Source organism: Pseudomonas sp. REP124, from assembly GCF_020164475.1.
Classification (GTDB): Bacteria; Pseudomonadota; Gammaproteobacteria; order Pseudomonadales; family Pseudomonadaceae; genus Aquipseudomonas.
The window spans coordinates 1-11,795 of the sequence record NZ_JAIQWX010000172.1 but is presented as its reverse complement, the minus strand read 5'-3'; the positions used below and the strand labels follow the sequence as shown (position 1 = coordinate 11,795).

Here is an 11,795-nt window from a genome sequence, read left to right as displayed (position 1 = left end):
CTCCATCGCGAGCATGCTCGCTCCTACAGGGATCGTGTTTACAGGGACAGGGTCCGGTTCGAGGCCTTGATGAACTCTTGCTTCAAATCCTCAAAACTGTGCACCGCCGGGAATTGCGGGAATTCGCGGATCACGTTGTCCGGCGCGTGGAACAGAATTCCGGCATCCGCCTCGCCCAGCATGGTGGTGTCGTTGTAGGAGTCGCCAGCGGCGATCACCCGGTAGTACAGGCTCTTGAAGGCCAGGACCGACTGACGCTTGGGATCTTTCTGACGCAGCTGATAGCCGGTCACGCGCCCGGTGTCATCGGTGATCAGACGGTGGCAGAGCAAGGTCGGGAAGCCCAGCTGGCGCATCAGCGGTTGGGAGAATTCGTAGAAGGTGTCCGACAGGATCACCACCTGGAAGCGCTCGCGCAGCCAGTTGACGAACTCGATGGCGCCGTCCAGCGGCTTGAGGGTGGCGATCACCTCCTGGATGTCGGCCAGCTTCAGACCGTGCTCATCGAGAATCCGCAGGCGCTGCTTCATCAATACGTCGTAATCGGGAATGTCCCGGGTGGTGGCCCTGAGGGACTCGATTCCGGTTTTTTCAGCGAAGGCGATCCAGATTTCCGGGACCAATACACCTTCCAGATCCAGACATGCAATTTCCACAAGACACTCCCATTTGTATTGTTTATTGAGTCGAGCGAGGCCGAACTCTAGCGACTCCACCCTCACCGCGCAACGCAGAGGACGCCCCGGCCGACGCAGCTTTTTGTTACCATCGGCCCCATATAGAGCGCCCAGCGCCACCGACCTGTAGGAAGCCGCCCTGATGAGCCCAACGTTCGACGTCGTGGAACTCGCCACGACCTATGCCAACAAATCCCCCCAGGACATCCTGAAACTCGCGTTCGCCGAGTTTGGCGATGACTTGTGGATATCTTTCAGCGGCGCCGAGGATGTGGTGCTGGTGGACATGGCCTGGAAGATCAACAAGAACGTAAAGGTGTTCAGCCTCGACACCGGTCGCCTGCACCCGGAGACCTACCGCTTCATCGATCAGGTGCGCGAGCACTACAAGATCGACATCGAACTGGTGTCGCCGGACTACACCAAGCTGGAACCCTTCGTGAAGGAAAAAGGCCTGTTCAGTTTCTACAAGGACGGCCATGGCGAATGCTGCGGGATTCGCAAGATCGAGCCGCTGCGCCGCAAGCTCTCCGGCGTCAAGGCCTGGGCCACCGGCCAGCGACGCGACCAGAGCCCGGGCACCCGCAGCGCGGTGGCAGTGATGGAAATCGACACCGCCTTCTCCACCCCGGAACGCACCCTGTACAAGTTCAACCCGCTGGCGCAGATGACCAGCGAAGAGGTCTGGGGTTACATCCGCATGCTCGAACTGCCGTACAACAGCCTGCACGAGCGCGGCTTCATCAGCATCGGCTGCGAACCCTGCACCCGCCCGGTCCTGCCGAACCAGCACGAGCGCGAAGGCCGCTGGTGGTGGGAAGAAGCGACTCAGAAAGAATGCGGGTTGCATGCGGGGAATATCATCAGCAAATCCAAGGCGTAAGCCTCCTACCCGCCAATCCCCTGTGGGAGCGAGCCTGCTCGCGATGGTCGTCAACGATGACGATGAGCGCCTGACTCCCCGTGGTGTTCCGTGAATCATCGCGAGCAGGCTCGCTCCCACAGGAAAACCCAGCACCTCAAAATGTGTACACACGAATGTCACCATCGGTGCCATTTATGTGTGCACTTTTTGTTTCCGCGCCCTGAAAGGTTACATTTTCCCCTTCCGCCCCCCGCTACCGCTCTTCCGCAAATCCCCTCCCGAAAAATAAATACCTGCGCAATCAGTCACCTCGTACACCACGATTTTCATCGCCCCGCGCCTCCACTGATGACAAAACGAAATCACTTCTCCACGCCTCGGCTTCGAGGACTGGCATGGAACTCGCTTTAGTGCATACATGTTTTGTATACAATCATCTCAAAACATAAAAACACTTTAGATCCGCAAGCCTGAAGCGCCCTATCCCGTACAGGCTGCAGATGCCCCGTAACCAATGATGCTCGCCACCCGCGACGAAGATTGCCGAGCCCTGCGCTCATGCACAGTCATCGCGGCCTCGAACATCAGGAGCCTGCCGGAATGCGTACAAGTCTCTCTAACAACAATATTGCGCTGGATCTGCCCTCCTCCCACTCCACTCAACGAGATCAAACTCAGCAATGCCCCGTGGTACTCAGCCCTCGCCTGCATAACAACGATCTGGCGCCGACCAAGGTCGAAGGCCGGCGTTGGGGCAAATACAGCATCTTCGCCCTGTGGACCAACGACGTTCACAACATCGCCAACTACTCATTTGCCATCGGTTTGTACGCCCTGGGCCTGGGCGGCTGGCAGATCCTGCTGTCGCTGGGTATCGGCGCGGCGCTGGTCTATGTGTTCATGAACCTGTCCGGCTACATGGGGCAGAAAACCGGTGTGCCGTTTCCGGTGATCAGCCGGATCAGTTTCGGTATCCACGGCGCGCAGATTCCTGCGTTGATCCGCGCCGTGATCGCCATCGCCTGGTTCGGGATTCAGACGTACCTGGCCTCGGTGGTGTTCCGCGTGCTGTTGACCGCGATCCACCCCGGGTTCGCCGAATACGACCACAACTCGATCCTCGGTCTGTCGACCTTGGGCTGGGTGTGTTTCGTGGCGATCTGGTTCGTGCAACTGGCGATCCTCGCCTACGGCATGGAGATGGTGCGGCGCTACGAGGCGTTCGCCGGGCCGGTGATTCTGCTGACCGTCGCCGCCCTCGCCGCCTGGATGTACTTCCAGGCCAACGCGACCATCGCCTGGTCGATCCGCGAACCGCTGACCGGTGGCGAGATGTGGCGCAACATCTTTGCCGGCGGCGCCCTGTGGCTGGCGATCTACGGCACGCTGATCCTCAACTTCTGCGACTTCGCCCGTTCCTCGCCGTGCCGCAAGACGATCAAGATCGGCAATTTCTGGGGCCTGCCGGTGAACATCCTGGTGTTCGCGGCGATCACCGTCCTGCTGTGCGGCGCGCAGTTCCAGATCGATGGCCGGATCATCGAGAGCCCGACCGAGATCATCGCCTCGATCCCCAACACCTTCTTCCTGGTGCTCGGTTGCCTGGCGTTCCTGATCGTCACCGTGGCGGTGAACATCATGGCCAACTTCGTCGCCCCGGCCTTCGTGCTCAGCAACCTGGCGCCCAAGTACCTGACCTTCCGCCGCGCCGGCCTGATCAGCGCGACCATCGCCGTGCTGATCCTGCCATGGAACCTCTACAACAGCCCGCTGGTGATCGTGTACTTCCTGTCGGGCCTGGGTGCCCTGCTCGGCCCGCTGTATGGCGTGATCATGGTCGACTACTGGCTGGTGCGAAAAGGCCAGGTCAACGTGCCGCAGTTGTACAGCGAAGACCCGAACGGCGCGTATTACTACAGCCGTGGCGTCAATCTGCGCGCCGTGGCGGCGTTCATTCCCGCAGCTCTGATTGCCATCGTTCTGGCACTGGTGCCGGGTTTCCATCTGGTCTCGCCGTTCTCCTGGCTGATCGGCGCCGGCATCGCCGGAATGCTCTACCTGATCATCGCCAAGCGCGAACCGCACTACGCCGACGTCAGCGGTGAATCCATCGCCGTCGATAACGTCAGCCACTGACTCCATCGCGGCCCGGCAGTGTCGGGCCGCCGAACCACCCCGCTATAAGGACTTCCCATGCGTATTCTCGTGGTCAACGTCAACACCACCGAATCCATCACCCAGGCCATCGCCCGCTCGGCGCAGGCCGTTGCTTCACCCGGCACTGAAATCGTCGGCCTGACGCCGCACTTCGGCGCCGATTCCGTTGAAGGCAATTTCGAAAGTTACCTGGCAGCCATCGCCGTGATGGATCGGGTGATGTCCTACGATCAGCCTTTCGATGCGGTGATTCAGGCCGGTTACGGCGAACATGGTCGCGAAGGCCTGCAAGAGTTGCTCAACGTGCCGGTTGTGGACATCACCGATGCGGCGGCGAGTACTGCGATGTATCTCGGCCACGCCTACTCGGTGGTCACCACCCTGGATCGCACCGTGCCGCTGATTGAGGATCGCCTGAAACTGTCCGGGCTGTGGGATCGCTGCGCCTCGGTACGGGCCAGCGGCCTGGCGGTGCTGGAACTGGAACACGAGCCGCAACGCGCGCTGGAGGCCATCGTGCATCAGGCGGAGCAGGCGGTGACTCAGGACAAGGCCGAAGTGATTTGCCTGGGCTGCGGCGGCATGGCCGGGCTGGATGAGCAGATTCGTCAGCGCACCGGCGTGCCGGTGGTGGATGGCGTGACGGCGGCGGTGACCATTGCCGAATCGCTGGTGCGGTTGGGGTTGTCGACCTCGAAGGTGCGCACCTACGCGACGCCGCGGCCGAAGCGGATCATTGGTTGGGCGGAGCGGTTTGCCCGGTAGACCGCGTTATCGTTCTTCGCGGGCAAGCCTCGCTCCTACAGGGTTTGTCCTGGCACTACACAAACCCTGTGGGAGCGGGCTTGCTCGCGAAGGCGTCGGATCAGCCAACATCAATGTCGCCTGACACACCGCATTCGCGAGCAAGCCCGCTCCCACAATTGGATTTACGTCAGGCCCATTCGAGGGTTGGCAGGCCGAAGGCAGCCGGCCTGAACGCTTTCAACGTCCGCAAAATCCCATCGGCATGCGCGTACTTCTCGTCCGCCATCGCCGCATCCGGAATGGCGATCGCCGTCATCCCCGCCGCCTTCGCCGCCGTGACGCCAAACGGCGAATCCTCGAACACCAGGCAATCCTTCGGCTCGACACCCAGGCGCCGCGCTGCGGTCAGGAAGATATCCGGCGCCGGTTTCGCCGCGCCCACTTCCGGGTCGTCGGCCGTGACGATGGTGTCGAACAGCGCGAACCAGTCACGGTGCAACGTGGTTTTCTGGCCGAACGAATGGCTGCTCGAACTCGTGCCGACCGCGATGGGAATGTTGTTGGCCTTCAGATGCCGCACCAGTTCCTGCGCGCCCGGCATCGCTTGTGCTGTAGGAAAACGCTCGCGCATCAGCGGCTCGCGGATTACCAGGAATTCTTCGGCGGTAATCGGCAGGTCCAGGGCTTCGACCACGTAACGGGCCAGGTCGCCGGCGCCACGGCCGATGATGTGCTGCTTGATGCTCCAGTCGAAGGTCCGCCCATAACGCCCGGCAATCAGGGAGGTGACTTCGGTGTAGATGCCCTCGGTGTCCAGCAGCAAGCCGTCCATATCGAAAATCACGGCCTTGATAGGGCCGAACTCATCCAGCGCTGCATTCATCGCATCTGATCCGTTTTCAATGGCATCCGGGGCGGCGCGGGGGTGGCCGGCGCGGTGGCTGATTAAAGGATTCAGCAGGATAGCGAGCGTTGGGGATGCTGGGCAACGGGCAAAAAATTTGAGTTGAATGAACGGACGCCATCGCGGGCAAGCCCGCTCCCACAAGTTTTTATGCCGTTCTCAAAACCGATATACAAAACAAGACCCTGTGGGAGCGGGCTTGCCCGCGATGGCGTCAGACCAGACTGCACATTACCTGCGGATTATCCGCCGCTCTTCTCTTTGCTACCGCCCGAATCCTTGGACTGGCTAGAGGTTCCACTATCCGTCGACCCCTTCTCACTCTTGACCCCACTTTCCTTCTTCGGGCTGGTGCTGCTGCCATTGGCATCACCACCATTACCCCCACCAATCGATCCCGGCGGCAACGCATTCTCGGGCCCGGAGCCCGCGTTCATTTCCGTGGACGGCGGCATTCCGCCCTTGTCGACTGGCGCATCGTTGCCGGCAAACGCCGCCCATGAACACAGCGACATCAAGCCGGCCATTGCCATGGCCGTGATTTTTGACCTGATCATGGTGCACTCCTTTTCAATGCTGCTTACCTGACTGTTGGCAGCAGGCGCTTTTCAAGGTTGCCGCTCAATCGACAAGCGGTATCTGACGCGAACGGCCATCAACTCGGTTGGTCAGGGGGAGATTCGACATCGGTGCGCCTGACGTCTTCGTCGGGCACCTGCTCGATACCGGCGTCATCCTCGGGTGGTCGCTGGTCGCGATCCAGGGGATCGGTAGGTGAAGGGAGAGGATATTCGGGGGTTTCGTCGACGTCGGTGTCTCTTGGATCAGCGTTCATGGCGCACCTCTCAAGCAACAAGGAGCCTGAAAGGCAGGCCCTGACATTTCGAGGATTACGCGTTGCGCACGTTCGGCCGGGCAGACAACCGGTCAATCGTCGTTATCGTCTTCATGATCATGCTCGAGTTCGATATTGCCCACGTCACCGGCATCATCGGAATCGTTGAGTGGCACCGTGGCATCGTCCATCAGCGACCCCGGATCTTCATTGCCCGGATCGTTGATCAGCGGATCAATGACTGGACTATCTTCTGTTTTACCCGCAGTTTTCGAAGCCATGACACACCTCGAGTATTCGGAGATGAGGAGCGTTCAGCCCCTCACCTTGGCTCCTCACCAAAGCAACAATCAATGATGTTTGTTGCGATGCTTGTTCTTGTGCTTGTGACCACCGGAGTGGCGGTCATTGTCGGTACCCAGATTATTGCCGACCGCACCACCGGCTGCACCACCAAGACCTGCACCAATGGCCGAACCGGTAGAACCGCCAAGGCTGTTGCCTAGCACCGAACCGCCGGCGCTACCCAGGCCACCGCCGATTGCAGCTTCGGTGCGGCTGCCTTTGCGAGCACCGACCGCACTACCGGCGGCGCCACCGACGCCGGCACCCACCGCAGCACCAGTACTGCCTCCGACCTGGCCACCGACGACGTTACCAAGTACGCCGCCAAGGCCCCCGCCTACCGCAGCGGAGCCGTTATCGCCCGCCATGGCCAGAGGTGAAAGCAACAGCCCAAAAACCAAGGCCGGTATCAGGGAACGTCGAGTCTCTTTACCTTTGGCATTCGCTGTCATGGTGTGCCTCGAATCTTCAAGGGATGTAAAGATTTGAGGCTTGATCGGGAAAAACGTTCGCTGAAGTCGATTGATCAACCGGCGATGGCACGATCCACCGACAGCTTGCCCGCACCTTCAATCAGCACCGCGATGCTGCCACCCAGCAAGGCCAGGGCGAATTCGTAGCCGTTGTTGGCCATGAACAGGCCGTTGCTGATATGCACCGAAAAGATCGCCACCAGCGAAAGGAAGGTCAGGCCCAGCGCCGCAGGGCGCGCCAGCAGGCCAATGATCAGGGCCAGACCGGCGAAAAATTCGGTGCCGCCCGCCAGTGTCGCCATCAGGTAGCCCGGCGCCAGACCGATGCTTTCCATGTATTGAGCAGTACCGGCCAGGCCGTAGCCACCGAAGGCGCCGAAGAGCTTCTGCGAACCGTGTGCGGCGAAGATGATGCCGACGAAAATTCGCAGAACGGTCAGGCCGTAGCCAGCGCGGGTAAACAGTACCTTGTTGATCAGAGTGCTCATGCTGTGTCATCCATAGTGAGTGTGTGTTCGTTGGGCGCCATATTAATCGGTAAACAAAATAGCAAAAGCGCAAAAAACCGCTATAACCGTTCAGTTTATTCGATTATTTGCGTAGGGCGACCTTTTGCCCTTGGGGCTCCAACGATTCCCGCTCACGATCGAACGCCAGATAGTACTTGTTCACGCTATTAACATAGCTGACAGGTCCCATCCCCACCTGCTCCATGGCGATGCGCTCGACCTGGAAGAACCACTGATTGGGATTCAGCCCACGCCGCCGCGCTTCGGCGCGCATGCCCTGGACCCGCTCCGGACCGATGTTGTAGGCCGCCAGCACAAACGCCATGCGCTCGCGCTCGTTGAGTTTGGGGCTGGCGAAGAACTTCTTGCGGATCATCGCCAGGTATTTGGCCCCGGCCTGCACATTGTTATCGAGATCCTGAATATTGCTGACCCCGACCCGCTGGGCCGCCGACGGCGTGATCTGCATCAGGCCGGTGGGACCACCGCCACGGGCCTTGGGTTGCAGGCCGGATTCCTTGAACGCCAGCGCCGCCAGATTCAACCAGTCCATGCCCTGGGCAGCGGCGTGTTTCTGCAGCACCGGGCGCAGTTTTTCCAGGCGCTGGCGGTCAGCCTTGGCCAAGGGATAGTGCACTTGATAGAGGCGACGGTAGATGCGCAGGAATGCGGCGTCCTGGTCCGAGGGTTTCTTGTAGCCGGTGAGGAAGCGATCGATGCTGGCCCGCAGCATCGACGCATCGCGGCGCACGAACCAGTATTCCTCGCCCGGATCACTGATCTGGACCTGCCGGTCGATACGCAGCTTGGGCAGGATCTTGCCCCAGCGCTCGGCAATCGGTTGCTCGACGATGGTCAGGTGAAAGATCCCGCCCTGGACCATTTCCAGCACATCCTCGACTGCAAGGCTGGGATCGACCCATTCGATGATGACCGGCGGCAATTTGTGCAGGGCGAGTTTCTGATTGATCTGGCTGACCGCATCCCCGGCTGCGCTGCCAGTGGGCAGCGCCAGGGTTTTGCCCGACAGCTGTTCGAGACGGGTATAGCGGCGTTCCCCCTTGATGCCAACCAGCACCAGCGGCACGTCGCGGGCAATCGGCTCGCTGGTGCTGACGGCGTAACCGGCCCGCAGATCGAGCAATTCACCCGGCGCGACCAGGTCGCCCTCCCCGCGTTGCAGGGCGCCGAGCAGTTGATCCTTGCCCTTGGGGATGATCTTGAGGGTGATTTCCTGACCGTCGCGGGCGTGACCGTTGAGATATTGCTCGAAGGCGCGCAAGCGGTGGTATTCGACGCCGATGGGCTGGCCCTGAACTTCACCGGAGCTGTTGCGGCTCTGATTTACCAGCACGCGCAACACACGGCTGCTGCGGATTTCCGTCAGGTCGCGGACCTTGGCTGCGGGGACGGCTTGCAGTGGCCCGGGCAGCCGCGCCTGCGCCGAGATCGGCAGCAGCAGCGAACAGCACAGCAGTAGCAAAACCGAGGGACGAATCATCCACTCTCCGGCAAGAATTCGGGTCGACTGCATGAACGGACATGCAACCACATGGGAGAAATAGCGCGCATTGATCAAGGGCAAGGTGCGCAGAAAAAGTGCGAAAGACTGGCACAGTGATGGCACTCTGACCATCCTGTTTTGCGCATGGCTCTGTGGCACGGCTTGAAAGACAGCGATAACTGCTTGTAGTTCTTGGTTTTTCTTATAAATCTACAGCTCTGATATGCTTTTCGGCCTTGAGTCCGAGGTAGCACCATGCAACTCATCGATATCGGCGTCAACCTGACCAACTCCAGTTTCGACGACAAACACCAGGCGGTGCTCGACCGCGCTTACGCTGCGGGTGTCTGCCAATTGGTCTTGACCGGCACCAGTGTCGAGGGCAGCGAACAGGCCCTGGAGCTGTGTCGGCAACTGGATGAAAGTGGGCAACGGCTGTTCGCCACCGCCGGCCTTCACCCCCACTGCGCCAGCGACTGGAACGCCGAAAGCGCCCGTCAGCTGCGCGGTCTGCTCAAGGAATCCAGCGTGGTGGCCGTGGGCGAATGCGGTCTGGATTTCAACCGCGATTTCTCGCCGCGCCCGCAACAGGAAAAAGTCCTCGAAGAGCATCTGGCGCTGGCGGTCGAACTGCAGATGCCGGTGTTCCTGCATGAACGTGATGCCAGCCAGCGCCTGCTGGAGATCCTGCGCGATTACCGCGATCAGCTGCCGGCTGCGGTCGTGCACTGCTTCACCGGGGAACAGAAAGCGCTGTTCAGCTACCTCGACATGGACCTGCACATCGGCATTACCGGGTGGATCTGCGACGAGCGCAGGGGGACTCATCTGCATCCGCTGGTGAAGGAGATCAAGCGCGGGCGTCTGATGCTGGAGAGCGATGCGCCTTATCTGCTGCCACGCAGCCTGCGACCCAAGCCGAAGAATGGGCGCAATGAACCGGCGTATCTGACGGAAGTGTTGCGTGAGGTGGCGTTGCACCGGGGCGAAACCCTGGAAGACCTGGCCGCCCACACCACCGCCTGCGCGCGGGCGTTCTACCGGTTGCCCACAATATCTCAATAACCACCTCGTCCCTGTGGGAGCGGGCTTGCCCGCGATGACGGAGTGTCAGTCGAAACATCTCAACCTGATACACCGCCATCGCGGGCAAGCCCGCTCCCACAGGTTGATCGATATGATGTTGATCCATATCAACATTCGGAGCGCTGGATAGCGGCAAACTACTGGCACCTTGCCAAAACTGTTTCCGCTATCAGAGAAGACCTCCATGGGTGCCTGGCTTAGCAACATCTCGCTGAAATACAAATTCTGGGCGGTGAACGCCGTCGCCTTCGTCACCACGCTGTTGCTGGTGCTGTACGCCGTGCATCTGGAACAACACGCCCGACACCAGGCAGCCCAGGCATCGGCCCAGGCTCAAGCTCGATTGCTCGGTGCCTGGCCCGCCGGACAGCCGCTGCCGAAATCTCCCCAGCTTCTGACGTTCGAACGCGGGCAGGCACCGGTGTTCGATGGCCAGCCAATTGCCGAATTGACCAGCGCCAACGGCTGGGTGGATATCAACAAGAAACCACTGTTAGGTGAAAACCTGCTGCTGGGCGCTGAAGTATTTACTCGGGGGGACGGCCAGCGAGTCGCTGTGATTGCCCAGGGGCCGAGCCTGAGTCAGGTGTTCGATGAGCGCTTCGTCAATTACGCGGTCGCCGTATTTATCCTGATGGCGGCGATGCTGGGTGCCTCGCAGTTGCTGATCCGTTTTTTGCTCAGCCAGCTCAATACCCTGAAAGACGTGATGCTCCATGTGGAAAAGACTGGCGACCTTTCGGCCCGGGTCCCGCTGGCCTGCAGCGACGAAGTCGGACAAATGGCCAATGCCTTCAACGCCATGCAGGCCGGTTATCAACGCGTGGTCAGCACCGTAGCCAACACCGCCCGCCAGCTGGACGAAGGCGCAGCGCGGCTGGCGTCGAGCATGAACGAAGTGCGCCACGGCATGCTCGGCCAGCAGAGCGAAACCGATCAGGCCGCCACGGCGATCAATGAAATGACCGCCACCGTCCACCACATCGCTCAACATGCCGGCGCCACTCGCGATCTCTCGCAATCGGCCGACACCCTGGCCGGCAGCGGGCAGGAGGTGGTCATGCGCGTTCAGAAGTCGATTGCCGGGTTGTCCACAGGGGTGCAGCAGACTGCGGAGATGATTCAGCGTCTGGCCGAAGACAGTCAGAAGATCAATGGCGTGGTCAACGTGATTCACAGCATCGCCGAGCAGACCAACCTGCTGGCCCTGAATGCCGCGATCGAGGCGGCCCGGGCCGGTGAAATGGGTCGCGGTTTCGCCGTGGTCGCCGATGAAGTGCGCAACCTCGCCAAGCGGGTGCAGAGTTCTACCGACGAAATCACCGTGATGGTTTCGGCATTGCAGGCCGGAACCCGTGACGCCGTGGATTTCATGCAGGAAAGCTCGTTCAAGGCCGATGACTGCGTGCAACAGGCCCAGGAAGCCGGCGCGGCGCTGGAACAGATCACCGGGGCGGTGGCGCAGATGCGCGAGAGCAATACACAGATTGCGGTGGCGGCCGAACAGCAGAGCCAGGTCGCGGAAGAGATGAACCGGGCGGTCGTGAGCATTCGGGACGTGACGGAAAACACCGTGCAGCAGACGGTGGGGTCGGCGACTACCAGTCATGAATTGGCGGAGCTGGCCGGGCAGTTGAGCAAGGCGATCGGGCAGTTGAAGCTTTAAGGACCAATCGCGAGCAGGCTCGCTCCC

Annotated in this window: 13 protein-coding genes; 5 read left to right on the top strand and 8 right to left on the bottom strand. The window is 60.6% G+C overall.

The features are described from left to right. Positions 1-38 precede the first annotated feature (38 nt). The gene (gene thrH, locus K9857_RS26760) at positions 39-656 is read right to left on the bottom strand and encodes a bifunctional phosphoserine phosphatase/homoserine phosphotransferase ThrH (RefSeq protein ID WP_224540998.1); all 618 of its coding nucleotides are present in this window, start codon (positions 654-656) and stop codon (positions 39-41) included. Positions 657-819: 163 nt separating this feature from the next. Between thrH and K9857_RS26755 the strand changes: the two genes are divergently transcribed. The 3 genes from K9857_RS26755 to K9857_RS26745 all read left to right on the top strand — a co-directional run bounded on the left by K9857_RS26755 (position 820) and on the right by K9857_RS26745 (position 4,464). Next, a complete protein-coding gene (locus K9857_RS26755; protein ID WP_224540996.1) occupies positions 820-1,560 on the top strand; it encodes a phosphoadenylyl-sulfate reductase in 741 nt (246 codons plus the stop codon). 582 nt (positions 1,561-2,142) lie between these two features. Further along, positions 2,143-3,678 carry an NCS1 family nucleobase:cation symporter-1 gene (locus K9857_RS26750; RefSeq protein WP_224540995.1) on the top strand — a complete coding sequence of 512 codons (1,536 nt, stop codon included), beginning with the start codon at positions 2,143-2,145 and terminating at the stop codon, positions 3,676-3,678. 57 nt (positions 3,679-3,735) lie between these two features. Beyond that, on the top strand, positions 3,736-4,464 hold the full coding sequence (locus K9857_RS26745) for an aspartate/glutamate racemase family protein (RefSeq protein WP_224540992.1): 729 nt from the start codon (positions 3,736-3,738) through the stop codon (positions 4,462-4,464). Positions 4,465-4,633: 169 nt separating this feature from the next. On the opposite strand, the gene K9857_RS26740 is transcribed toward K9857_RS26745, so the two are convergent. The 7 genes from K9857_RS26740 to K9857_RS26710 form a co-directional block, all read right to left on the bottom strand. Next, entirely contained in the window at positions 4,634-5,329 is a 696-nt protein-coding gene (locus K9857_RS26740) for an HAD-IA family hydrolase (RefSeq protein ID WP_224540990.1), read from the bottom strand. 263 nt (positions 5,330-5,592) lie between these two features. Continuing rightward, positions 5,593-5,907, bottom strand: a complete 315-nt coding sequence (locus K9857_RS26735) for a hypothetical protein (protein WP_224540988.1) — start codon at positions 5,905-5,907, stop codon at positions 5,593-5,595. A gap of 98 nt (positions 5,908-6,005) precedes the next feature. Next, positions 6,006-6,185 carry a hypothetical protein gene (locus tag K9857_RS26730; RefSeq protein WP_224540986.1) on the bottom strand — a complete coding sequence of 60 codons (180 nt, stop codon included), beginning with the start codon at positions 6,183-6,185 and terminating at the stop codon, positions 6,006-6,008. A 92-nt stretch (positions 6,186-6,277) separates the two neighbouring features. Then, positions 6,278-6,466, bottom strand: a complete 189-nt coding sequence (locus tag K9857_RS26725; RefSeq protein WP_224540984.1) for a hypothetical protein — start codon at positions 6,464-6,466, stop codon at positions 6,278-6,280. A gap of 69 nt (positions 6,467-6,535) precedes the next feature. Further along, positions 6,536-6,982, bottom strand: coding sequence for a glycine zipper domain-containing protein (locus tag K9857_RS26720; protein WP_224540982.1), 447 nt, complete (start codon positions 6,980-6,982; stop codon positions 6,536-6,538). Positions 6,983-7,056: 74 nt separating this feature from the next. After that, positions 7,057-7,491, bottom strand: a complete 435-nt coding sequence (locus K9857_RS26715; protein WP_224540980.1) for a DoxX family protein — start codon at positions 7,489-7,491, stop codon at positions 7,057-7,059. Between the two features lie 103 nt (positions 7,492-7,594). Beyond that, positions 7,595-9,013: a transglycosylase SLT domain-containing protein gene (locus tag K9857_RS26710; RefSeq protein WP_224541000.1), complete on the bottom strand. Its 1,419-nt coding sequence runs from the start codon at positions 9,011-9,013 to the stop codon at positions 7,595-7,597. A gap of 258 nt (positions 9,014-9,271) precedes the next feature. Between K9857_RS26710 and K9857_RS26705 the strand changes: the two genes are divergently transcribed. Both K9857_RS26705 and K9857_RS26700 read left to right on the top strand, forming a co-directional pair. Then, positions 9,272-10,081, top strand: coding sequence for a TatD family hydrolase (locus K9857_RS26705; protein ID WP_224540978.1), 810 nt, complete (start codon positions 9,272-9,274; stop codon positions 10,079-10,081). Between the two features lie 205 nt (positions 10,082-10,286). Further along, positions 10,287-11,768: a methyl-accepting chemotaxis protein gene (locus K9857_RS26700; RefSeq protein WP_224540976.1), complete on the top strand. Its 1,482-nt coding sequence runs from the start codon at positions 10,287-10,289 to the stop codon at positions 11,766-11,768. Positions 11,769-11,795: the final 27 nt, after the last annotated feature.